The organism is Gammaproteobacteria bacterium (assembly GCA_016712635.1).
Lineage (GTDB): Bacteria > Pseudomonadota > Gammaproteobacteria > SZUA-140 > SZUA-140 > JADJWH01.
Window position 1 is genome coordinate 195,941 of sequence record JADJQS010000001.1, and the last position, 24,545, is coordinate 220,485.

General features: G+C 68.2%; 18 protein-coding genes. 9 read left to right on the plus strand and 9 right to left on the minus strand.

The genetic code is table 11. The features are described from left to right. Positions 1–118: 118 nt before the first annotated feature. From IPK65_00745 to rfbC, 7 genes are read left to right on the plus strand one after another with little or no spacing between them, the layout of a single operon-like run. Positions 119–2,059, plus strand: a complete 1,941-nt coding sequence (locus IPK65_00745) for a tetratricopeptide repeat protein (protein ID MBK8161711.1) — start codon at positions 119–121, stop codon at positions 2,057–2,059. Beyond that, positions 2,056–6,321 carry a tetratricopeptide repeat protein gene (locus IPK65_00750; protein ID MBK8161712.1) on the plus strand — a complete coding sequence of 1,422 codons (4,266 nt, stop codon included), beginning with the start codon at positions 2,056–2,058 and terminating at the stop codon, positions 6,319–6,321. The genes IPK65_00745 and IPK65_00750 overlap by 4 nt, the downstream gene beginning before the upstream one ends. Next, entirely contained in the window at positions 6,318–10,490 is a 4,173-nt protein-coding gene (locus tag IPK65_00755; GenBank protein ID MBK8161713.1) for a tetratricopeptide repeat protein, read from the plus strand. The genes IPK65_00750 and IPK65_00755 overlap by 4 nt, the downstream gene beginning before the upstream one ends. Before the next feature lie 52 nt (positions 10,491–10,542). After that, positions 10,543–11,640 carry a dTDP-glucose 4,6-dehydratase gene (gene rfbB / locus IPK65_00760; protein ID MBK8161714.1) on the plus strand — a complete coding sequence of 366 codons (1,098 nt, stop codon included), beginning with the start codon at positions 10,543–10,545 and terminating at the stop codon, positions 11,638–11,640. Next, positions 11,637–12,542: a dTDP-4-dehydrorhamnose reductase gene (gene rfbD, locus IPK65_00765; protein MBK8161715.1), complete on the plus strand. Its 906-nt coding sequence runs from the start codon at positions 11,637–11,639 to the stop codon at positions 12,540–12,542. Before rfbB ends, rfbD begins: the two co-directional genes overlap by 4 nt. A gap of 11 nt (positions 12,543–12,553) precedes the next feature. Further along, positions 12,554–13,435, plus strand: a complete 882-nt coding sequence (gene rfbA / locus IPK65_00770) for a glucose-1-phosphate thymidylyltransferase RfbA (protein ID MBK8161716.1) — start codon at positions 12,554–12,556, stop codon at positions 13,433–13,435. After that, positions 13,435–13,980, plus strand: a complete 546-nt coding sequence (rfbC, locus tag IPK65_00775; protein ID MBK8161717.1) for a dTDP-4-dehydrorhamnose 3,5-epimerase — start codon at positions 13,435–13,437, stop codon at positions 13,978–13,980. The genes rfbA and rfbC overlap by 1 nt, the downstream gene beginning before the upstream one ends. Before the next feature lie 12 nt (positions 13,981–13,992). Here the strand turns inward: rfbC and IPK65_00780 are convergent, their stop codons facing one another. The 7 genes from IPK65_00780 to IPK65_00810 form a co-directional block, all read right to left on the minus strand. Further along, positions 13,993–15,024, minus strand: coding sequence for a sulfotransferase (locus tag IPK65_00780; protein ID MBK8161718.1), 1,032 nt, complete (start codon positions 15,022–15,024; stop codon positions 13,993–13,995). Between the two features lie 221 nt (positions 15,025–15,245). Further along, positions 15,246–16,352 carry a DegT/DnrJ/EryC1/StrS family aminotransferase gene (locus IPK65_00785; protein MBK8161719.1) on the minus strand — a complete coding sequence of 369 codons (1,107 nt, stop codon included), beginning with the start codon at positions 16,350–16,352 and terminating at the stop codon, positions 15,246–15,248. 21 nt (positions 16,353–16,373) lie between these two features. After that, complete coding sequence (locus IPK65_00790; protein MBK8161720.1) at positions 16,374–17,210, minus strand: GNAT family N-acetyltransferase; 837 nt, start codon at positions 17,208–17,210, stop codon at positions 16,374–16,376. A 187-nt stretch (positions 17,211–17,397) separates the two neighbouring features. Beyond that, positions 17,398–18,147: a methyltransferase domain-containing protein gene (locus IPK65_00795; GenBank protein MBK8161721.1), complete on the minus strand. Its 750-nt coding sequence runs from the start codon at positions 18,145–18,147 to the stop codon at positions 17,398–17,400. A 17-nt stretch (positions 18,148–18,164) separates the two neighbouring features. Continuing rightward, complete coding sequence (locus tag IPK65_00800) at positions 18,165–18,572, minus strand: WxcM-like domain-containing protein (protein MBK8161722.1); 408 nt, start codon at positions 18,570–18,572, stop codon at positions 18,165–18,167. Positions 18,573–18,575: 3 nt separating this feature from the next. Continuing rightward, on the minus strand, positions 18,576–19,484 hold the full coding sequence (locus tag IPK65_00805) for a glycosyltransferase family 2 protein (protein MBK8161723.1): 909 nt from the start codon (positions 19,482–19,484) through the stop codon (positions 18,576–18,578). A 30-nt stretch (positions 19,485–19,514) separates the two neighbouring features. Next, positions 19,515–20,714, minus strand: coding sequence for a tyrosine--tRNA ligase (locus IPK65_00810; protein ID MBK8161724.1), 1,200 nt, complete (start codon positions 20,712–20,714; stop codon positions 19,515–19,517). A gap of 353 nt (positions 20,715–21,067) precedes the next feature. On the opposite strand from IPK65_00810, the gene IPK65_00815 reads away from it, so the two are divergent. Next, on the plus strand, positions 21,068–22,384 hold the full coding sequence (locus IPK65_00815; GenBank protein ID MBK8161725.1) for a peptidoglycan DD-metalloendopeptidase family protein: 1,317 nt from the start codon (positions 21,068–21,070) through the stop codon (positions 22,382–22,384). A gap of 77 nt (positions 22,385–22,461) precedes the next feature. Then, entirely contained in the window at positions 22,462–23,583 is a 1,122-nt protein-coding gene (locus tag IPK65_00820; protein ID MBK8161726.1) for an anhydro-N-acetylmuramic acid kinase, read from the plus strand. A 98-nt stretch (positions 23,584–23,681) separates the two neighbouring features. On the opposite strand, the gene erpA is transcribed toward IPK65_00820, so the two are convergent. After that, entirely contained in the window at positions 23,682–24,050 is a 369-nt protein-coding gene (gene erpA / locus IPK65_00825) for an iron-sulfur cluster insertion protein ErpA (protein MBK8161727.1), read from the minus strand. A gap of 51 nt (positions 24,051–24,101) precedes the next feature. After that, complete coding sequence (locus tag IPK65_00830) at positions 24,102–24,533, minus strand: polymer-forming cytoskeletal protein (protein MBK8161728.1); 432 nt, start codon at positions 24,531–24,533, stop codon at positions 24,102–24,104. Between the last annotated feature and the right edge of the window lie 12 nt (positions 24,534–24,545).

The following is a 24,545-nucleotide window of genomic DNA, read 5'->3' on the forward strand; positions in this document are numbered from 1 at the left end:
AACGTCCCGGCCCGCTACAACCTCGGCCTCGCGCTCTACAAGCTGGACCGCCTGGAGGACGCCGCCGCCGTGTTCCGGGACGTGTGCGCGCGCACCCCGGCTCCCGGAGGCGCACCTCATGCTCGGCCTCGCGCTGCACCGGCTCGCCCGACCGGAGCCGGCCGAGGACGCCTTCAAACAGGCCCTCCGGCTGCGGCCCGACTATGCCGAGGCCCACAACAACCTCGCCAACCTCTACCTCGACCAGAACCGGCTCGAACCCGCCGAGCAGGCCGCCCGTGCGGCGATCGCCCTCCTCCCCGGCTTCGCCGTCGCCCACTACAACCTCGGACTCGCCTGCCTCCGCCTCGGCCGCCTCGACTGCGCCCTCGACTCCTTCCAGAATGCCCTCCGCCTCAATCCCGATTATGCCGATGCCTGGTTCAACCTGGGCGGTGTCCAGGCCAGGCTGGGCAATCCCGCGGAGGCGGCCGCCGCGTACCGGCACGCCGTGGCCCTGAAACCCGCTCACGCCGAGGCCTGGTACAAACTCGGCAACGCCTGCCTGGACCAGGGGCGGCTCGACGAGGCCCTGTCCGCATGCCGCAAGGCCGTCGCCCTGCGCCCGGATGAGTACGCCTGTACCAGTCTCGGTCATGCCCTGTTCAGGCTGCGCAGGCTCGACGAGGCGCTGTCCGCCTACCGGCAGGCCCTGGCGCTGAAACCGGAACTCGCCGCCCTGCACGCGAACATCGGGCTCGTGCTGGCCTGCCTGGGGAGGAACGACGAGTCGATGCACAGCTTCGATACGAGCCTCGGCCTCGACCCGGACTCGGCCGGGGCGCACAGCGCCAGGCTGTATTCGATGCTGTATCTCCCGGACCTGCCGTCGGCCGAATCGCTGGCGGCGCATCGCCGCTTCGCCGCGCGCTGCGAGGCGCCGCTCAGGCCGCAGTGGCGCGCCCATGCCAACCCGCGCGACCCGGGACGCCGCCTCAAGGTGGGATATGTCTCCGCGGATTTCCTGTGGCACTCGGTGGCCTACTTCATCGAGCCCGTGCTCGCCCGCCACGACCGCGCGGAGGTGGAGATCCATTGCTATCACACCAGCCCCGGGCGCGACGAGGTGACCGACCGCATCGCCGCGCATGCCGACCACTGGATCGCCTGCGCCGGACTCGATCCCGGGCAGCTCGCCGGGCGCATCCGCGCGGACGGCATCGACATCCTGGTCGATCTTGCCGGGCACACCAGCGGCAACCGCCTGATGGCCTTCGCGCGCCGGCCGGCGCCGGTGCAGGTAACATACCTCGGCTACCCCGCCACCACCGGCCTCGACGCGATGGACTACCGCCTGTGCACGCTCGATACCGACCCGCCCGGCCAGGAGGCCTTCCACAGCGAGGCGCTCTATCGACTGCCGCGCACGCTGTGGTGCTACCGGCCGTTCGCCGAGCGGCCGGCGGGCGACAGGGCGACGGGACAGCCCGGCATCACCTTCGGCTCCATGAACAGCTATTCCAAGATCTCGCCGGGGACCCTGGACCTGTGGATGGAAATCCTGCACGCGGTGCCCGGCTCGCGGCTGGTGATGACCAGCGTGCCCGAGGGCTCGGTGCGCGAATCCATCGCGCGCCGCTGCGCCGGGCACGGGATCGCGCCGGAGCGGGTAATCATGCATGACCGCCTGGACTACATCGACTACTGGCAGTTGTTGCGCCGCATCGACATCGCGCTCGACCCGTTCCCCTACAGCGGCACCACCACCACCTGCGAGACGCTGTGGATGGGCGTCCCGGTGGTGACGCTGTGCGGCGCGACCTCGGTCGCGCGTTCCAGCCACGCCCTGCTGAAGGCGGTCGGCATCGAGGACCTGGCGGCGGCGGACACGGAGGAATACCTGCGCATCGCCGTGACGCTCGCGCGCGATCCCGGGCGCCTGGCGCGGCTGCACGGCGAACTGCCCCGGCGCTTCGACGCCTCGCCCCTGCGCGACGAGCGCGGGCTCGCCCGCGACCTCGAGTCCGCCTACCGCGACATGTGGCGGCGCTGGTGCGCCCGGCCGGAGACCGCGGCATGAACGCGGACGAGGCGCTGCAGCTCGCCTGGCAGCATCAGCAGGCCGGCCGGTTCCCGCAGGCGCGGGCGGTCTATCAGCAGCTGCTGCAGGAACAGCCGGAGCACCCCGTGGCCCTGCACCGGCTCGGCGTCCTCGCCCAGTCCGCCGGCCGCCACGACATCGCGGCCGATCTCATCGCCAGGGCGATCCGGGTCAATCCCGCCGATCCCGACTATCACTACGGCCTCGGCGTATCCCATGCCGTGCAGGGCCGGATCGACGCGGCGATCGAGTGCTTCGGGCGGGCACTGGAACTCAGGCCGGACCATGTCGAGGCGCACCTCGGCCTCGGCAACCTCCAGCTCCAGCGCGGGCGCCCGGATGAGGCCGCGGAATGCTACCGCAGGGCACTGCGGGGCGATCCCGCCTCGGCTGCGGCCCGCTACAACCTGGGCCTGGCCTGTTTCAGGACCGGCCGGCTGGATGAGGCCGCGGAATGCTACCGCACGGTGCTCGCGCTGCAGCCGGATTTCGCCGAGGCGAACCTCAATCTGGGCATCACGCTCAGCAGCCAGGGCCGGCTGGACGAGGCGCTCCACTATCTGCAGCAGGCACTGGCGCTGCTGCCGGATAACGCCATCGCGCACTACAACCTCGGCCTCACCCTGCTGAACCTCGGCCGACCGGACGAGGCGGCGGCGCGCCTCCAGCGCGCGCTCGCGCTCGACCCGGAACACGCCGAGGCCTGCCTGAATCTGGCCAACGCCCTGATCGAACTGGGCCGGCTGGACGAGGCGCTGGCCGCCGCCCGCAAGGCGGTCGCGCTCAGACCGGATTCCGCGGAGGCGCAGCTGACCCTGGGCCGGGTCCTGCACAGCCAGGGCCGGCTGGACGAATCCGCCGCCTGCAATGAACGCGCGATCGCGCTCAAGCCGGATTTCGCGGAGGCCTACAGCAACCTCGCCAACACCTATCTCGACCTGGGCCGCCTCGACGAGGCCCTGCGCTGCTGCCGGAAGACGATCGACCTCGAACCCGGATTCGCCGCCGCCCATTACAATCTCGGCCTCGTCTTCTTCAGGCAGCACAGATTGGACGACGCGGTGGCCAGCTATCGTGCGGCCATCGCGCTCAAGCCCGATTATGTCGAGGCCCACGCGAACCTGGGCACTGCCCTGACGTACCTCGGCCGCGCGGACGAGGCCATGCGCAGCATTGACGAGGCGCTCAGGCTCAATCCGGATTCCGACGGCGCGCACAGCGCCAGGCTGTTCACCATGCAGTACCTCCCGGACACGACGCCGGCGGCGTCGTTCGCCGCGCACCGGGAGTTCGCCGCGCGCTGCGAGGCGCCGCTCCGGCCGCACTGGCGCGCGCATGCCAACCCGCGCGACCCGGAACGCCGGCTGCGCATCGGCTACGTCTCGCCCGACTTCCGCCGCCACTCGGTCGCGACCTTCATCGAGCCCGTGCTCGCGCGCCACGACCGCGCCCGCTTCGAGGTGTTCTGCTATTACAACAACACCGAGCGCGACGCGGTCACCGAGCGCATCGCCGCGCTCGCCGACCATTGGCTCACCTGCGCCGCCTACACCGACGAGCGGCTCGCGGAACAGATCCGCGCGGACGGCATCGACATCCTGGTCGACCTCGCCGGTCACACCAGCGGCCATCGCCTGCTGACCTTCGCGCGCCGGCCGGCGCCGGTGCAGGTGACGTATCTCGGCTACCCCGCCACCACCGGGCTCAGCGCCATGGACTACCGCCTGTGCACCGCGGACACCGACCCGCCCGGACAGGAGTCCTTCCACAGCGAGGCGCTCTATCGCCTGCCGCGCACGCTGTGGTGCTACCGCCCCCTCGCCGGCCGCGCGCCTGATGCGGGCACTCCCGCGCTGCGGAACGGCCAGGTCACCTTCGGCTCGATGAACAACCTCGCCAAGATATCCCCCGGGAGCGTGAAATGCTGGGCCGAAATCCTGCGCGCCGTGCCCGGCTCGCACCTCGTCATGACCAGCGTGCCGGAGGGCACGGTGCGCGCGGCGCTGCGCGATCGCTTCGCCGCCCACGACGTCGATGCCGGACGCGTGCACCTGCACGGCAAGCTTGCCTACGCCGAATACTGGAACCTGCTGCGCGACATCGACATCGCGCTCGACCCGTTCCCCTACGCCGGCACCACCACCACCTGCGAGACGCTGTGGACGGGCATCCCGGTCGTAACCCTGACCGGGCAGACCTCCGTCGCGCGCTCCGGTTACGCCCTGCTGAAGGCGGTCGGGCTTGAAGAACTCGCCGCGCACGATGCCGGCGATTATGTCCGCATCGCCGTCGACCTCGCCCGCGACATCCCGCGCCTCGCGCGCCTGCGCCGCGAGCTGCCGGCGCGCTTCGACGCCTCGCCCCTGCGCGACGAGGCCGCCTTCACCCGCGACCTCGAGGCCGCCTGCCGCGACATGTGGCGCGCCTGGTGCGGACAGGCGCCGGCACAGCGTGCCCACACCGGGCGGGACGCCATCGCGGCGCTGCTGAGGGAAGGCAACGAACAACTCGCGCAAGGCAGAATGGACGCGGCGGCCTCCCGCTTCGAGGCGGCGTACGCGCTGACGCCTGACACCCATGAGGATCTGCTCGCGCTGGGCATCGCCTTCTACAGGCTGGGCCGGCTCGATGCGAGCACCGCCGCGTTCGAACGGGCCCTCGCACTGCGGCCGGATTCCGCCGAGGCCTGTCACAACCTCGGCACCGCCTATATGGACCAGGGCCGCCTGGCGCTGGCGGCCGGCTGCTTCCAGAAGGCGATCGAACTGCGGCCCGATTCCGCCATCCCGCATTACAACCTCGCCATGATCCGCTTCCGGCAGGGGGACATCGACGAGGCCGTGGCCTGCAACCGGCGCGCACTGGCGCTGAAGCCGGATTTCGTCAAGGCGCAAAACAACCTCGGGGTCGCGCTCGCCTACCAGGGCAGGACGCGGGAGGCGCTGCACTGTTACGACGAGGCCCTCAGGCTGCACCCGGACTACGCCAACGCGCTCAGCTCCCGGCTGTGCGCGATGAACCGCCTGGCGGACATCACGCCCGAGGCGCGCTTTGCCGCGCATCGCCAGTTCGCCGAGCGCTGCGAGGCGCCGCTCCGGCCGCGCTGGCGCGCGCATGCCAATGTGCGTGATGCGGAGCGGCGGCTCCGCATCGGCTATGTCTCCTCGGATTTCCGCCGCCACTCGGTGGCCAGCTTCATGGAGCCGGTGCTCGCGCGGCATGACCGCGCGCAGGTCGAGGTGTTCTGCTATTACAACCATACCGTTCGCGACGAGACCACCGCGCGGCTGCGCGCGCTCGCCGACCGCTGGCTTGAATGCGGGAGGCTGCAGGACGATGATCTCGCGGAGCGCATCCGCCAGGACGGCATCGATATCCTGGTGGACCTCAACGGCCACACCGACGGCAACCGCCTGCTGACCTTCGCGCGCCGGCCGGCGCCGGTGCAGGTGACGTACCTCGGCTACCCCGCCACCACCGGCCTCACTGCCATGGACTACCGCCTGTGCACCGCGGACACCGATCCGCCCGGACAGGAGGCCTTCCACAGCGAGGCGCTCTATCGACTGCCGCGCACGCTGTGGTGCTACCAGCCGCCCGGCGAGCGCCCGGCCGGCGGCGCGGCTTCGCCGCCGCTGCAGGCGGGCAGCGTCACCTTCGGCTCCATGAACACCTATCCCAAGATCTCTCCCGAGGCCTTCGCCCTCTGGATGGACGTGCTGCGCGCCCTGCCCGCGGCGCACCTGGTCATGACCGGCGTGCCGGAGGGTTCCGTGCGCGCGGCGCTGGCGGAGCGCGTCGCCGCGCACGGCATCGAGGCCGCACGGGTGCGCGTGCATACCCGCCTGTCCGAGGCGGAATACCGCGGGGTCCTGGGCGGCATCGACATCGCGCTCGATCCGTTCCCGTACAACGGCACCACCACCACCTGCGAGACCTTGTGGATGGGCATCCCGGTGATAACGCTGTCCGGCCTGTCCTCCGTCGCGCGCTCGGGCCATGCACTGCTGAAGACGGTCGGACTGGAGGAGCTCGTTGCGGTCGACGCCGCCGACTACGTGCGCCGCGCCGTCGAACTCGCGCGCGACGCCGGCCGCCTCGCCCGCCTGCGCCAGGAGCTGCCGCGGCGCTTCGACGCCTCGCCCCTGCGTGACGAGGCCGCCTTCGCCCGCGACCTCGAGGCGGCCTGCCGCGACATGTGGCGGCGCTGGTGCCGTGCGCAAGCGGAGCCGCGCGGATGACGGACGAATCGCTCATCCAGTCCGCCCTGCGGCAGGGACTTGCGCTCTCGAACCAGGGCCGCGTCGACGAGGCCGCCGCCTGTTTCAGGGAGGTGCTCGCGCTCAACCCCGCGCACCCCGAGGCACACCTGAACCTCGGCAACATCCTGCTCTCCCGGGGCCGGCCCGCGGAGGCGGCCGAGAGCTATCTGAAGGTGCTCGCCGCCCGCCCGGACCTCGCCGCGGTACATTTCAACCTGGGCCTGGCGCGCTACCGGGAAGGCCGGCCGGAGGAGGCCGCAACCAGCTACCGGCGCGCGCTGATGCTCAAGCCCGACTATGCCGAGGCGTATAACAACCTCGCGCATACCTGTCTCGATCTCGGCCGCCCGGACGAGGCGGCAGGCGCCTGCCAGAAGGCGATCACGCTGAGACCGGACCTCGCCCCGGCGCAGCAGAATCTCGGCGTCGCCCTCCTCCGCCTGGGCCGGCTGGAAGAGTCGGTGGAGGCGTCGCAACAGGCGATCGCGCTCGATCCGGGGCTCGTCGAGGCCTACCATACGCTCTGCCTCGCCCAGTACGACCTCGGCCGCATGGACGAGGCGCTGGCCTGCACGCAGAAGACCCTCGCGCTGCAGCCGGACAACACCAATCTGCACATCTTCCGCTCCGCGCTGCTGGCACACACGGGCAGGGGCCGCGAGGCCCTGTCGGAGCTGGACCGGGCGCTCGCACTCGACCCGGACTCCGCCGCCGGGCTCAGCGCCCGATGCTCCGCGCTGCTGTACCTGGCGGACACCACGCCGGAGACCGCGCTGGCCGCGCACCGACACTTCTCCGCGCGCTGCGAGGCGCCGCTCCGGCCGCACCGGCGCGCCCACGCCAACACGCGCGACCCCGCACGCCGGCTCAGGATCGGCTATGTCTCCGCGGACCTCCGCCGCCACTCGGTCGCCAACTTCATCGAGCCGGTGCTCGCCTGCCACGACCGCGCCCGCTTCGAGGTCTATTGCTACTACAACCACGTCGAGCGCGACGCGGTGACCGAATCCCTGGCGGCACTGTCCGATCACTGGCTCCCCTGCGCCGGCCTGACAGATGAACAACTGGCCGCACGCATCCGCCAGGACGGCATCGACATCCTGGTGGATCTCAACGGCCACACCGACGGCAACCGCCTGCTGACCTTCGCGCGCCGGCCGGCGCCGGTGCAGGTGACGTACCTCGGCTACCCCGCCACCACCGGGCTCGACGCCGTGGACTACCGGCTATGCACAAGCGACACCGATCCGCCCGGACAGGAGGCCTTCCACAGCGAGGCGCTCTATCGTCTGCCGCGCACGCTGTGGTGCTACCGGCCCCTCGCCGCGCGCGAACCCGATCCGGGCGCCCCCGCGCTGCGGAACGGCCAGGTCACCTTCGGCTCCATGAACACCTACACGAAGATCTCGCCCGAGGCCTTCGCCGTCTGGATGGACATCCTGCACGCCCTGCCCGCAGCGCGCCTGGTGATGACCGCCGTGCCGGAAGGCTCCACACGCGAACGGCTCAGGCAGCGCATCCTCAGCCACGGCATCGCCCCTGAACGGGTGATCGCGCATCCGCGGCTGACGTTCGCGGACTTCCAGCAGGTCCAGCGCGGCATCGACATCGCGCTCGACCCGTTTCCGTACACCGGCACCACCACCACCTGCGAGACCCTGTGGCGCGGCATCCCGGTCGTGACCCTCATCGGGCAGACCTCCGTCGCACGCTCCGGTTACGCCCAGCTGAAGACCGTCGGGCTCGAGGGGCTCGCCGCGCGCGATGAGGCCGACTATGTCCGCATCGCCGTCGAACTCGCGCACGACCCCGGGCGCCTCGCCCGCCTGCGCCGCGAGCTGCCGGCGCGCTTCGACGCCTCACCCCTGCGCGACGAGGCCGCCTTCACCCGCGACCTCGAGGCCGCCTGCCGCGACATGTGGCAGCGCTGGTGCGAACACGCGCCGGAAGTTCGTGCGGTTGCGGATCAGGCAACGACGGGCATGGCGCGTGTGGAAGTACTCCTGCAGCAGGGGCTCGGCTGTTTCATGCAGGGCAGCTACGCCGATGCGGCGGTCCATTTCCGCGCCGCGCTCGCGATGGATCCCGGCCATGCCGAGGCGCATCGCAAGCTGGGCAACGCCTGTTTCGCCCAGGGCCGGCTGGACGAGGCGGCGGAGTGCTACCAGCGGGCGCTGGCCCTCGATCCCGGACTCACCGCCGCCCACTACAACCTGGGCCTGACCCGGTTCAGGCAGGGAAAGCTCGGGGAGGCGGCCGCGCGGTATCTGGACGCGCTCGCGCTCAAGCCGGATTTCGTCGAGGCGTATACCGGCCTGGGCGTGACCTACAGCGGCCTCGGCAGGCCGGACGAGGCGCTGCGCTGCCTGCAGAAGGCGGCGGCCATGCAGCCGGAGAACGCGCAGATCCGCAACAACCTGGGCCTGACGCTCCACAACATGGGCCGGCGGGACGAGGCCGTGCCCTGCTTCCGGCAGGCGCTCGCGCTCAATCCGTCGTACGCCGAGGCGCACTTCAACCTGGGCAATGCATACTCCATGCTCGGCAGGCAGGAAGAGGCGTCCGCCTGCTACCGGCAGGCGGTGACGCACAAACCGGAGTATGCCGAGGCCTGGTTCAATCTGGGCGGCATCCATCTCTCCGGGGGAAGGCTCGATGAGGCGGGCGAATGTTTCCGCAGGACGATCGCGCTCAAACCGGATTACGCCGCCGCGTACAACAATCTGGGGCAGATCTTCATCCGCCAGGACAGGCTGGACGAGGCCGTGGCCAGTTACCGGCGCTCGATCGCGCTCAAACCCGGCGATGCCGAGGCGCACATCAATCTCGGCTCCGCGCTGACCACCCAGGGCAAGGTCGAAGAAGGCATGCGCTGTTACGAGGAAGGCCTCCGCATCGATCCCGCCTCCGCGGCCGGACACAGCGCCCGGCTCTTCTCGCTGCACAATCTCTCCTCGGTCAGCGCGGAGGATTCGTACGCCGCCCAGCGCTTCTTCGCCGCGCAGTGCGAGACGCCGCTCAAAGCTCACCGGCGCCCGCACACGAATGACCGCGACCCCGGGCGCCGGCTGCGCATCGGCTACGTCTCGCCCGACTTCCGCCGCCACCCGGTGGCGAACTTCATCGAGCCGGTGCTCGCCCATCATGACCGCGCCCGGGTCGAGGTGCATGGCTACTACAACAATTACGAGCGTGACGACTGGACCGACCGGATGGCCCTGCTGGTCGATCACTGGATCCCGTGTCCGGGCCTGACGGATGAACAGCTGGCCGAACAGATCCGCGCCGACCGCATCGATATCCTGGTCGACCTCGCCGGCCACACCGACAAGAACCGCCTGCCGGTCTTCGCGCGCAAGCCGGCGCCGGTCCAGGTCACCTACCTGGGGGACGTCGCGAGCACCGGTCTGGAGTCCATGGACTGGCGCCTGAGTCATCTCGACACCGACCCCGAAGGTTACCAGCGCTATAACAGCGAACGGCTCTATCGACTGCCGCGCAATCTGTGGTGCTACCGGCCGGCCGCCGACCTGCCGGAGGTCGAGGCGACGACGCCGGCGCGCCGGAACGGTCACGTCACCTTTGGCTCGATGAACAAGGTTGCCAAGGTGTCGGAGGCGACGCTGTCCGCCTGGTCGGAGCTGCTCCGGCGCGTGCCCGGCTCACGGCTGGTCATGGCGGGGGTGCCGGCGGGCGAGGCGCAGCGGCATATCCGGGAGCGCTTCGCCGCGTGCGGGATCGAACCGGGACGCCTGACGCTGCATCGCAAGCTCCCGCTGCGCGAATTCCGCGCCCTGCACGCGACCATCGACATCGCGCTCGACCCCTGGCCGTTCAACGGCAACACGACGACCTGCGAGGTCCTGCATCTCGGCCTGCCGGTGATCAGCCTGACGGGTGACCGCTTTTCGGCCCGCTTCGGCTATCATCTGCTGAAGACGATCGGCCTGGCCGAACTGGCGGGACGGGACGTGGCGGACTACATCTCCATCGCGGAGACCCTGGCCGCGGACCTTGGCCGGCTGGAGGCCCTGCGCAGCGGAATGCGCGCGCGCCTCGCGGCCTCGCCGCTGCGCGACGAGGCCGGGTTCACGCGCCAGCTGGAGGAGGCGTATCGGGATATGTGGAGGAAATGGTGCGCCTCATGATGCAGCCCCCGGCGCGGGACCCGCGCCCGAACCCGACGCAGGATGAATCGGCATGATACTGGTCACCGGCGGCGCCGGTTTCATCGGCGCGAATTTCGTCCTGCACTGGTGCGCCGCCAGCGACGAACCGGTCCTGAACCTGGACGCGCTCACCTACGCGGGCAACCTGGAATCGCTGCGCCCGCTGGCGGATTCCCCGCGCCACCGCTTCGTACACGGCGACATCGCCGACGCCGCCCTGCTGCAGCGGCTGTTCGCCGAGCACCGCCCGCGCGCGGTGGTCAACTTCGCCGCCGAGACCCACGTCGACCGCTCGATCCACGGCCCGGAGGCCTTCGTCCAGACCAATGTCACCGGCACCTTTCACCTGCTGGAGACGGCGCGCGCGTACTGGCAGCAGCTCGACGACGGCGAACGGCGGGCGTTCCGCTTTCTCCATGTATCCACGGACGAGGTCTATGGGTCGCTCGGCCCGGCCGATGCGCCGTTCAGCGAGACCACGCCCTACGCCCCGAACAGCCCCTATGCCGCCAGCAAGGCGGCCGCCGACCACCTGGTCCGCGCCTATCACCACACCTACGGCCTGCCCGCGGTCACCACGAACTGCTCGAACAACTACGGGCCGTATCAGTTCCCGGAGAAGCTGATCCCGCTGATGATCGTCAACGCCCTTGCGGGCCGGCCGCTGCCGGTGTACGGCGACGGGCGCAACATCCGCGACTGGCTGTATGTCGGGGACCACTGCGCGGCGATCCGCCGCGTGCTGCAGGCGGGCCGGCCGGGCGAGACCTACAACATCGGCGGCTGGAACGAGCTGGCCAACATCGACATCGTCCGCGGGGTGTGCGCGCTGCTGGACGAACTGGCCCCGGCGCCCGCGCGCGGCGTGCGCGACGCGCAGGGACATCCGGTGCGGGAATACGCCGGGCTGATCGCGTTCGTGGCCGACCGGCCCGGCCATGACCGGCGCTACGCCATCGATGCGCGCAAGATCGAACACGAACTGGGCTGGCGGCCGGCGGAAACCTTCGCGACGGGAATCCGCAAGACGGTGCAATGGTACCTGTCGAACCAGGACTGGGTAACGCACGTGCAGAGCGGCGCCTATCGCGAATGGATCGGACGCCACTACGGCGAGGGGATGCGGTGAGGCTGCTGCTGCTCGGCAGGAACGGCCAGTTGGGCTGGGAGCTGCAGCGGGCGCTGGCGCCGCTCGGCGAGGTCGTCGCGCTCGACCGCAGCGGGACGGCGGAGCTGTGCGGCGACCTCGCCGATCTCGCGGGCCTGGCCGCCACGGTGCGCAGGCTCGCGCCGCAGGTCATCGTCAACGCGGCGGCCTATACCGCCGTCGACCAGGCGGAAGGCGAACCGGCCGCGGCCATGCGGATCAATGCCGAGGCGCCGGGCGTGCTGGCCGAGGAGGCGGCGCGGATCGGGGCCTGGCTGGTGCATTACTCCAGCGATTACGTCTACTCCGGCGACGGCAGCCGGCCGTGGTCGGAAGGAGACCGGCCCGCGCCCGTATCGGCCTACGGCCGGAGCAAGCTGGCCGGCGACGAGGCGGTGACCGCCGCCACCGATCGCGCCCTGATCTTTCGCACCTCATGGGTCTACGCCGCGCGCGGCCAGAACTTCATCCGCTCCATACTTCGGCTGGCCCGGAGCCGTGATATTCTGGACGTCGTGAACGACCAGTTCGGCGCCCCCACCGGCGCGGAGCTGATCGCGGACGTGACCGCACACGCACTCGCCGCGGTGTTGCGCGACGCCGGTTCCGCCGACCGCGCCGGGATCTATCACCTGGCGGCGGCCGGCGAGACAAGCTGGTGGGCGTATGCGCGGCTGGTGCTGGCCGAGGCCGAGCGCGCCGGCGCCGGGCTGAAGGTCACGGCAGACCGGGTCGGCGCCGTGCCCTCCGAAGCCTATCCCAGGCCGGCGCCGCGTCCGCGCAATTCCCGCCTCGCGCTCGGCAAGCTGGAAGCGGCCTTCGGGCTGCGGATGCCGGGGTGGGAACACGGCGTCCGGCGCGTGTTGCAAGAAATCCTGACGTAACGGGGGCACCAGTGCCGAGAAAGGGCATCATCCTGGCCGGAGGTTCCGGCACCCGCCTGTACCCGACCACACTGGCGCTGTCGAAACAGCTGCTGCCGGTGTACGACAAGCCGATGATCTACTACCCGCTCAGCATCCTGCTGCTGGCGGGCATCCGGGACATCCTGCTGATCACCACACCGGAGGACGCGCCGCTCTTCGCCCGGCTGCTGGGCGACGGCGGACAGTGGGGGCTGAATCTTTCCTATGCCGTGCAGCACCGCCCGGACGGCCTGGCCCAGGCCTTCGTCATCGGCGCAGGATTCCTCGGCCGCGACCCGTCGGCCCTGGTGCTGGGCGACAACATCTTCTACGGCCACGATCTCCAGCCATTGCTGCGGGACGCGGCGCAGCGGACCGCAGGCGCCACCGTCTTCGCCTACCACGTGCAGAATCCCCAGCGCTACGGCGTCGTCGAGTTCGACGCCTCCGGCCGCGCCCTGTCGCTGGAGGAAAAGCCGCCGCGGCCCAAGTCGAATTACGCGGTCACCGGGCTCTACTTCTACGACCACCAGGCGGTGGACTTCGCGCGCGAGATCAAACCGTCCGCGCGCGGCGAACTGGAGATCACCGACCTCAACGCGATGTACCTGGACCGGCAGATGCTCAAGGTCCTGATCCTGGGACGCGGCTATGCCTGGCTCGACACCGGCACCCACGAAAGCCTGCTGGAGGCCGGACAGTACGTCGCCACCCTCGAGAAACGGCAGGGACTGAAGGTGGCCTGCCCGGAGGAGATCTGCTACCGCAACGGCTGGATCGACGCCGGACAGCTGCAGCGGCTCGCGGCCCCGCTGGCCAAATCCGCCTACGGCGAATATCTGCTGAGGCTGATCGACGGCAAGGTGTTCTGATGCAGGCCGAGCGCTTGCCGATCGCGGACATCGTCATGCTCACCCCGCGGGTGTTCACCGACCCGCGCGGATTCTTCTTCGAGAGCTTCAACCTGCGGCAGTTCACCGGGATGACCGGACTGAGCCCTCAATTCGTGCAGGACAACCATTCGCGCTCGCAAAAAGGCGTCTTGCGCGGACTGCATTACCAATTGCCGCCGATGGCGCAGGGGAAACTGGTGCGGGTGGTGCAGGGGGAGATCTACGACGTCGCGGTCGACCTCCGCCGCGCATCGCCCACCTTCGGCCGCTGGACAGGCGCCGTGCTTTCCGCCGGGAACCGGCACCAGCTCTGGATCCCGGAGGGCTTCGCCCACGGCTTCGTGACCCTGAGCGACTGCTCCGAAGTGCTGTACAAGACAACGGATTATTACGCGCCGGAGCATGAACGCTGCATCGCCTGGGACGACGCGGACCTCGCCATAGACTGGCATTACCCGGGCGTGCCGGTGCTCTCGGACAAGGACCGGCAGGGTACAGCCTTCAGGCAGGCTGAGTTGTTCTAGCAGGAAACAGCCTCAGGCCAGGTACCGGTGCCTGACCATCCAGTCGGAAAGCTCTCGCTCTATCCAGCCCGTCACCTCGGGCCCGAGCTTGTCCGCGTAACTGCCGGTCCCGGCCTTCTCGACGGCGAAAATGGAACCGTCGAAGCGGTTCTCCACACCCAGGAACGCGCTGAGGTCGTCCAGCACGGCCGCCTTGTCGGCCGAGATGTCCTCGAGCCGGATCTCCCTGACGCACTCCGCCGGAACGCGCGTCTTCACGGCCTCGTATGCGGCGAACTGGGCCTTGAAGCCCGCCACGATCGCCTTCGGATCGGACGGGGCCCAGGTCTGTTTCATATATGAACCCACCACATCGCGCGGGTCGCGGATCATGTGGATGAAGCGCATGCCCGGATAGAGCTCGTGCAGGAAATCCAGATAGAGCCAGCTGTCGGGCGTATCGTCGCACCAGCGCTGGGCCCCGGCGCGCTGGAGCGGAAGGGAGTAGAGCCGCCCGAGGAAGGCGCGGCAAGCGGCCAGGGCCTCGGCCCGGGTCATCGCCTTCGGCGTGAAGAAGGGCCGGATCAGGCCCTCGGTATCAACGATCCCCTCGGCCGATACGCTTTCGATCAGTCCGCGAACAAAGTCGTTCACGCAGGCATCATAGTGCTCCATGCCGATGAACTGACCGACCGCGTGGATGCTGAAGCCGGCGCCCGGGTGCCCGCGCCCGACACTCTCGAAGGCCTCGTGCAGGCCGGTGCCGGCGGCCATCAGCTCGCGCACCCTGGCATTCAGCGCCGCGTCGGCAAACCCGATCACCCGCAGCCTTGCCGCCCATCCGATGAAATTCGCGACGGCGTAGTGGTGGCGCTTCATGTCGTACCGGCCGCCCAGCTGGTCGACCAGGTCCATCAGTCCGCCCTGCTCGACAATCAGCTTGTTCTCGTGCGCCGGCAGTACGATCGCCGGGTGCGAGCCCAGCAGATCGCCCATCACCGAGGTACCGGAACGGCCGGTCCCGCCGACGAAGATGGGTTGCGCGCTGGGCTGGGCTGGGGTCATCGGAACTCGAAGGGAATGGGCCGGTCCGGGCTGCACGGCGGGTTACGGGAAGGATAAACGGCCTTATTACCCAGGTCTAGCAGTCGTTTGCCGTCAGCGGTCCTCCTCGTCACCGGCGGGTACGAATGGAATTCATCGACCGCTTCGCGTTGAATACCCCCGGCGCCGCACATCCCGCGATCACAAGGTTTAACGCCGGCAGCGGCCGGAATTCCGGCGCATTAACGGTCGGATGCGGCGAATTGCCTCATCGCCTCCGCCACCCTGCGCGCGTCATCGACGTCCAGGTGCGGACCCATCGGCAGGCTGATCACCTCACGGTGAACAGCCTCGGCTACGGGCAAGGCGCCGGCTGCGATGTCCATGTACGCATAGGCGGGCTGCCGGTGCGGCGGCACGGGATAGTGGATCATCGTGCCGATTCCGCGCCCCGAGAGCCAGTTCTGCAGCGCATCCCTGTGCCGTGACCGCACCACGAACAGATGCCACACCGGGCGCGCCCAGTCGGGGACATGCGGCAGCCCGGGCCAGACATTTTCCAGCGCATGCAGGTAGGCCGCCGCGATCCTGCCGCGCCGGTCGTTCCACGCATCGAGCCGCTTCAGCTTGACGCGCAGGATCGCCGCCTGCAGCTCGTCCAGCCTTGAGTTGAATCCCATCGCCTCGTGGTGATACTTGCGCACGGAGCCGTAGTTGCGCAGCATGCGGATCCTTTCCGCCAGGCCGGCGTCGTTCGTCGTGACCGCGCCGCCATCGCCGAGCGCGCCCAGGTTCTTGCCCGGATAGAAGCTGAAACCCGCCGCATCACCCAGCGACCCGGCGCGCCGTCCCTTGTACAGGGCGCCATGCGCCTGCGCGGCATCCTCGATCACCTTCAGGCGGTGTCGCGCGGCAATGGCGTTGATGGCATCCATGTCGGCCGGCTGGCCGTACAGATGCACCGCGATGACGGCCCGGGTACGCGCGGTGAGCGCGGCCTCGATCCGCCGGGGATCGAGATTGTACGTCCGCTCATCCGGCTCGACCGGCACCGGCACGGCGCCCGCGTGACTGACCGCGAGCCAGGTGGCGATGAAGGTATTGGACGGCACGATAACCTCGTCCCCTGCCCCGATGCCGTACGCGCGCAGGATCAGGTGCAGCGCGTCCAGGCCGTTGCCGACGCCGATGCAATGCGCGGCCCCGCAATACCCGGCGAACTCGCGCTCGAAGTCTTCCACCTCGCCGCCGAGCACGTACCGGCCGGAATCGAGCACGCGCCCGACAGCCGCCCGCAGCTCATCGCGCAGCTCGGCGTGGGGCGCCTTCAGATCCAGGAACGGGATCATGCGCAGTGACACGAATGCCGGTCAGAAAACCAGTTCGTAATGATCATACACAACCGAGCGGCCTCCCCAGGATTCCTTGTTCATCAGCAGCGCGTCGTCCAGCATGCGTCCGGAATCCTTGGTGGAGATCCCGAAATCGAACCAGCGCACCTCCGTGCACAGATGCGTCAGGATATGGTCGATGCATGCATCGAGGACGCCCCGCCGTTTGCCCTCGCCGGTGGCGCCGATGTATTGCGCGTGGCAGACGCAGTCCGTGATGTAGACGATGACGCCCCCGAGCAGCGCGCCCTGGTCGTAGGCGCTCACGAGGCGGATATTGCCGGGGAATCGCGCGGCGAGCAACGCGATCTCGGCGGCGCTATGGGTCGGGGCGACGCCGTGCTTCACTCGCAGATGGTCCGCCTCGATGCCCATGAACGCCTCGTAATCGTCCGAGAGCCTGACCGTGAACGTGTCCCTGCCCGCCTTCGAGACGGACGCCCGGCGACCTTTGCTGTAGGCGTAGCGTTCCGGGAGATACATGGCGGTGGAGAGATCCCGGCGATACAGGCGCGCGCCCAGGCGCGTCAGCGCGTACAGATCCTCTTCCGCCGGCATGCTGTGATAGATGTGGGGGATGGCCTTGTACACAAGCCTTGCCAGCCCGTGGTCGGTGCACCATGCGGCGATGGCGGAGAATGCCGGCAGTGCGTGGCTGCCGTGAAAATCCCGGCCGACGATCAGGCCGCCGTACGTCAGGCCTTTGTGCGAATGCAGCTCGCCGTCCCGGATCGTTGCGGGCAGCAGGGCGATGACCTTCCCGCCGTCAGAAACGATCAGGGACGCGTCGGGGAAACGCCCGGCATGGTAATCCATGTAAGCACGGCGGTGGATGAAGGTGCCGTTTCTCGATCCCGTGACATGGCTGTCCCATGCCGCCGAATCCGACCCCGAATATCTCCGAATGCCTATGCCGCCGTCGCGCATGCGCCTGAACCGGGATTATGCCGGACCTGGGCCCGGGCGGCATGATCCCCGGCCGGCGCGGCGGTCTCGCACAAGGCTATGCGATCTTCGCATTGACATAGATCTCGCACGCCAGGGCCGGCTCGCGCCTGCCGAGTTCGAACAGACCGTCCAGCACGGCATCCCCGAGCGCCGGGGCGATCGCCTCCATCTGCCGATGGGTGAACGGCTTCACCAGGTATCCGCCGGATTCGTGTACGGCAAAGCCCGCCTGCGCCAGATCCGCGGCCAGCGACGCGGGATCGTAGACTCGATGCTGCTGCAGCATCCGGTTGCGTTCGCTCATGGTGTTCAGCGCCGGGATCAGCCCCATGGCCAGCGCCAGGCGGCGATGCAGGCTCGCGGCGTTGGCGACATTCACGTGCAGCAGCGACCCCGCGTCCATCGTCGCCCGGATGGCGTTCAGCATCTCCACGGACGACGGCACCTCCTGCAGCACGCCGGAACAGATCACCAGGTCCGGCGGGCGCGGAAGCGCATCGATCACGGCGGGCAGCGACTGTTCGAGGAATCCCTCGACGACCGTCATGCCCGGCAGCGCCGCCTGCCGGGCGTCGGCGCAGAACACCCGCGCCGGCTCGATGACCACCCAGCGCTCGACGGCCGCGGCGTGCTGCAGGTAATGCCGGTACAGCAGCTCCGATCCGCAGCCGATCTCCAGCACGACGGACGGTCCGACCACGCGCAGCTGATCGAGCACCACCCTCCGGCGATACTCGACCAGAACCTGTTCGAAACCGTAGTGCGCGAGATAATCCTCGGTATAGCGTTCGATATCCCGCTCCATCATCATCTCCCGTGCGGCTATCGATTGACTTCCCGGACGAAGTCCTCGTATTCCCTGTAATAATCGTCTTCACGATAGATATCGCTCGCGAGCGCCAGGCACACCGCGCCGGAAGAGAAGTTGTCGATCTCGCGCCAGACCCCGGGTCCGATATACAAACCATAATACGATCGGCTGAGATGGAACGTCTTCTTCTCCCTGCCGTCATCGAGATGGATGTCGAAACTGCCCGACATCGCGATCAGGAACTGGTGCAGCGCCTTGTGCGCGTGGCCGGCGCGGCTTGCCCCGCCCGGGACGTCGTACAGGTAGTACACCCGCTCGATCCTGAACGGAATGTGCCGCTCGGACTCGATGAAGGTGAGGTTGCCGCGCGGGTCCTGGACCTTCGGAAGATCGATCAGCCGGCATTCACGTACGCCCATGGCCTAGGCTCCCTTCAGCTCGGCGACCGTCTGCGCGTACAGGCCGGTCAATTCGGGGTACAGGTGGGCGCACATGCCATAGATTTCCCGCAGGCGCGCGAGCGCGCGGTCGATCTCATCGCCGGAGATGAAGCGATGCCTGACGACATACCTGAGCAGCAGGCTCCAGTCCGTGAGTGCGTAGATGAACTCGGGGTTATAGGCCGGATTGCTGTTCGCGTTCGGATGGCGGCGGAAAAAGGAAAGCGGAGTGGCATGTATCGCGACGGGCCCCAGCAATGCGAGCCTGATCCAGGTGGCGACATCGTCCAGCCCCCTCCATAACTCCCCTTCCAGCTCGAACCCCCAGGGTTCGCCCGAGGGTTCCAGCATGTCCTCGCGCCGTATCAGCACGGTCGAAAACTCTCCGATCGGGTTGGAGAGGTACAGCCCCATGATCCGGATGAGCTCGCGGCCGTCCCGCTGCAGCGTCGCCTCGAGCTGGAACGGATTGATGATCTTGACAGGCGAACCGTCTTCATCGACCTCCTGGCGCAGGCTCGCGACCAGGCGCGGCGCGGCCGGCTGTTCCGCGAGCCCGACGAGCTCGCGCACGCAGAACGGATGCAGAAAATCGTCGTCGAGGAGGAACTTGAGGTATTTGCCCCGGGCTTCCCGGATCAGGTTCCTGTAATTGCCCCGTCCGCGCCCGACGCGATCCTCGTTGCAGACATAGCGCACGGCCGTGCCGAACCGGTCACACACGTCGCGCACCGCGCGGGTCGGCGCATCGTCGGAGACGATCACCTCGATATTCTGATAGGTCTGGGCCAGCGCGCTCCCGATCGCCACCTTCAGGTCGCGTTCCTTGTAGGCCGGTATACAGATCGAAACCAGCGGCGGCTCAGTGGATATCGATGTGAACTCAGCCATGGGCCCGTCCCCCTGCCTCCACCGCCCGCATCAGTTGACGCTCACCCGGGCGACGCGCCGCTTCCCCACCTGGACGACATGGGTCTCGCCGCGGGCGATCTTCCGCTGGCCGTCCTCGACGCGTTCGCCGTCGAGCCGCACGGCGCCCTGCTGGATCATGCGCAGCGCCTCCGAGGTGCTCGCCACCAGGCCGGCATCCTTGAGCAGCCTCGCGATGGGATAGTCCTCCGCCTCCGCGGACAGCGTGACGGTCTCGATGTCCTCGGGCAGCGCCCCGCGCTGGAAGCGGGCGACGAACTGCTCCTGCGCCCGTGCGGCGGCAGCCGCCCCGTGGAAACGGGTGACCAGCTCGACGCCCAGCAGGAACTTGATATCGCGCGGATTGGCGCCTTCCGCAGCCTGCTGCCTCAACCCCGCGATCTCCCGCGCGCTGCGCGCCGACAGCAGCTCGAAGTACCGCCACATCAGCGTATCGGAGACGGACATGAGCTTGCCGAACATCTCGTCCGGCGCTTCGTTGATGCCGATGTAGTTGCCGAGCGATTTCGACATCTTCTGCACGCCGTCCAGCCCCTCCAGTATCGGCATGGTCAACACCACCTGGGGCGGCTGCCCGAAGGCCTCCTGCAGCTGGCGGCCGACGAGGAGATTGAACTTCTGGTCCGTGCCGCCGAGTTCGACGTCGGCGCGGATGGCGACCGAATCGTAGCCCTGGATCAGCGGGTAGAGAAATTCATGGATCGAGATCGCCTGCCCGGCCGAGTAGCGCTTCTGGAAGTCGTCGCGCTCCAGCATCCGCGCCACCGTGTGCTTCGCCGCCAGGGCGATCAGATCGCCCGCCCCCATCGCGCCCATCCAGCTCGAGTTGAACATCACCAGCGTCTTGCCCGGATCCAGGATCTTGAAGATCTGTTCCTCGTAGGTGCGCGCGTTCTCGATCACCTCGTCGCGCGTGAGCGGCTGGCGGGTGACGTTCTTGCCGGTGGGGTCGCCGATCATGCCGGTGAAGTCGCCGATCAGGAAGATGCATTCGTGCCCGTATTCCTGGAACTGGCGCAGCTTGTTCAGCAGGACGGTGTGCCCGAGATGCAGATCGGGCGCGGTCGGATCGAAACCCGCCTTGACCCGCAGCGGCCGCCCGGCGCCCAGCCGCTGCGCGAGCTCCCCTTCCAGCAGGACCTCTTCCGCGCCGCGCTTGATTTCCGCCAGGACATCACCGACACCGCTCATAGAATTCCCTTAACTGCTTAAGGCGCTTGAAAAATAGCCGATATATTACCGTACTCATGCCTGCTTTGAAGGGAAAAATGACACCTCCATCCGGATTTCCGGCGCGGTCGATGCGGTACTGGCGGCGCGCGCTGATGCGATTGTTGACCGCGGGCGATGCACAAGCTAAGGTTAGCGCAAATAACAAGGATGTCACCATGGACAGATTGTGCATAAAAAACCGGGACTTCAAGCAGCCCCCCCGTGACAATGTAAAAAAGCCGCTGTACGCCAATCACCACCTGCTCACCGCTGCGGGCGCGCTGATCGGCATCGGCATCATCATCGGACTCACCCCGTATGAAGCAGGCGCGATGCGCAGCGAGCATCCCGTCGTTGCGCCGGCCAGCGTGCCTGACGTCACGGCATTGCCCGCACTGTCCCCGGCGACCGGCGGGGCCGATCGTGTCGCACTGCCGCTCGGGCTTCCGGCGCAGTCCTTCGTCTACGCGGCCGGCGCGGAGCAGACCGCGGCGCCGGTACCCGCGCCCGAGTGGAAAACCGCCCGGGTCGAAAACGGCGACAACCTTTCGCTCATCTTCGGTCGGCTCGGCCTGAGCGCGCAGGAACTCCACACGATCCTCGAGCTCGGCGGCGACACGAAGTCGCTGAAGCGCCTGTATCCCGGCGAGGAGATCCGCGTCCAGACGGGTGAGGCCGGCGAACTCCTTGCGCTCAGCTACGACATGGACGAGTCTCACACCCTGTGGCTCGAGCGCGGCACGGGCGGCTTTGCCGTCCGGGTGGTCGAGCATCCGCTCGAAAAGCGGGTGACCCAGGCCAGCGGCGTCATCAGCGACTCGCTGTTCCTGGCCTCGCAGCGCGCCGGACTGAGCGACAACCTGACCATGGAACTGGCCGGGATCTTCGGCTGGGACATCGACTTTTCGCTCGACATCCGCGCCGGTGACCGCTTCTCCGTGCTCTACGAAGAGGTGTACAAAAACGGGGAGAGGCTGCGCGACGGCGCCATCCTGGCCGCCGAATTCATCAACCGCGACAAGGTCCATCGCGCGGTGCGTTACGCCGAATCCGGCGACAGGGGGCAGTATTACACCCCGGAGGGCAACAGCATGCGCAAGGCCTTCCTGCGTTCGCCCGTTTCCTTCACCCGGGTGAGTTCCGGCTTCAGCCTGGGCCGCATGCACCCGATCCTGAACCGGATCCGCTCGCACAAAGGCGTCGACTATGCCGCGCCCACCGGCACACCCGTCAAGTCGACCGGCGACGGCAAGATCGCCTTCAAGGGAGTCAAGGGCGGCTATGGCAACGTGGTCATCGTCCAGCACGGCAGCCGGTACAGCACGCTCTACGGCCATCTCTCCAAGTTCGCGCGCGGCCTCGCCCCCGGCAGCCGGGTGACCCAAGGCCAGGTCATCGGATACGTCGGCATGACCGGCCTGGCCACCGGTCCGCACCTGCACTATGAATTCCATGTCGACGGCGTGCACCGCAACCCGCTCACCGTACCGCTGCCGGACGCCGCGCCGCTGCCCGCGCAGCGCATGGCGGCGTTCAGCCGCGAAGCGCAGCCCTATCTCGCGCGGCTCGACGCGCTCAGCCGAACGCAGGCGATGCTGGTCGCGCAGTCGGGCAAACCCGCCTCGATCGCCCTGAATGCCGCGGAATAAGGCAGCACACCTCCCGCCGCAGAATCCTGACCCGCCAGCGCGGCAGCCGAAACGCTGATGCCGCGATTGCACTGATCATGTCTGACCTCTACATCGGCCTGATGTCGGGCACCAGCATGAACGCCATCGATGCCGCGCTGGTCGACCTGCACGGGCACCCGCAGCTGCTGCACACCGCCAGCCATCCCTATGCGCCCGCGCTGCGACAGAGGCTCAAGGAACTGTGCGAAGGGACGCACGATGAGCTGAAGAAATTCGCCCAGCTCGACGCCGAGCTGGGTCACCTCTTCGCGGAGGCCGCGCTCGCCGTCCTGAAGCAGGCAGGGATCCGTCCGGGCGAGGTGGTCGCCATCGGCAGCCATGGCCAGACCGTGCGCCACTATCCCGCGCACGAGCCGAAGTCCAGCCTGCAGATCGCGGATCCGAACATCATCGCGACGGTGACCGGCATCACCACGGTGGCGGACTTCCGCCGCCGCGACATGAGCGTGGGCGGCCAGGGCGCGCCGCTGGTCCCGGCCTTCCACAACCTGCTGTTCAGGCAGCGCGGGCGCGACCGCGTGGTGCTGAACATCGGCGGCATCGCCAACCTGACCATCCTGCCCGCCGACGCGCGCGCGGCGGTCACCGGATTCGACACCGGTCCCGGCAACGTGCTGATGGATCAATGGACCGCGCGTCACCTCCGCCTGCCCATGGACCGCGACGGCTGCTGGGCGGCCAGCGGCCGCATCGACGAGCGGCTGCTGGAGCGCCTGCTGGACGACCGCTATTTCGCCGCCCCGCCGCCGAAATCCACCGGCACGGACTACTTCAATCTCCATTGGCTGGACAAGGCGCTGAAGCGCCACACGGGGCGCATGATCAAGAAGAACGTGCAGACCACGCTGTGCGAGGTGACCGCCGCCAGCATCGTCCGCGCCGTGCATGAGCACGCCCCCGCGACGCGCGAGATCCTGGTCTGCGGCGGGGGCGCCCACAACCTCGCCCTGATGTTCCGCCTGCAGGCGCTGCTGGGAGACATCCAGCTCAGATCCACCGAGGATTACGGACTGCCGCCCGACTGGATCGAGGCCATGGCCTTCGCCTGGCTGGCGCATGAGACGCTCGCGGGGCAGGCCGGCAACCTCACCAGCGTGACCGGGGCGGCAAAGCCGGTACTGCTCGGCGGGATCTATCGGACCGCCCGCAAGGGGTGATGGGGAAATGGAGGCGGCTTCTCAGCAGCCACGGAACGGATTTGAAGACAACAAGGGGACGGATTTGAAATCCGTCCCCGACACTGACTGGATGTCGGTCAGGCGCTGAAGGAGGAACCGCAGCCGCAGGTGGTGGTGGCGTTGGGATTGCGGATGACGAAGTGCGCGCCCTCCAGTCCTTCGGAATAATCGATCTCCGCCCCCGCCAGGTACTGGAAGCTCATCGGATCGACCAGCAGCGTGACGCCGCCGTTTTCGATCACCGTATCGCCGTCGTTGACGGCCTCGTCGAAGGTAAACCCGTATTGAAAACCGGAGCACCCGCCGCCGGTGATGAAGACGCGCAGCTTCAGCGCCTCGTTGGCCTCTTCATCGATCAGGGACTTGACCTTGGCGGCTGCGGCGTTTGTGAACACCAGCAGAGGCGCAGCGGCGTCGGCGGTGACTTCGGAGCTGGCTAAATTCATAGGGTATCTCCTTACTTGTGTTGGGGACTAGTGTAATCCCCCCCCGGGCCTTTAATCAACATGTCCGCCTGATTCACTCAGGTATTTTATCCCCTCGGCGGCGGGGGACGCCTTCAGGTCGGCGTCGTCCATGTGCACCAGGCTGCCGTTCACTTCCGCGCCCATGGCCACCTCGATGCGTTTGTAATAGACATTCCCGGTGATGCGCGCGTGGAGGGCGAGCTCGACCGACTCGGAGGCGTAGATATCGCCGATCACCTGCCCGTTGATCATGATATGGGGGGCGCGCACCTCGCCTTCAATGGACCCCTTGTCGCTCAGGATCAGGGTGGTGGCGGCGTCGTTGCCCGCCTCGATGTTGCCCTTGATCGCCCCATCGATGTGCAGCCCGCCGCTGAACACGATGTCTCCGTGCACCTCGGTGCGCTGGCCGATCAGGGTATCGACCTTGTCGACCCGCTGCTTCCTGGCTCCATTCCACATGACCCGTCTCCT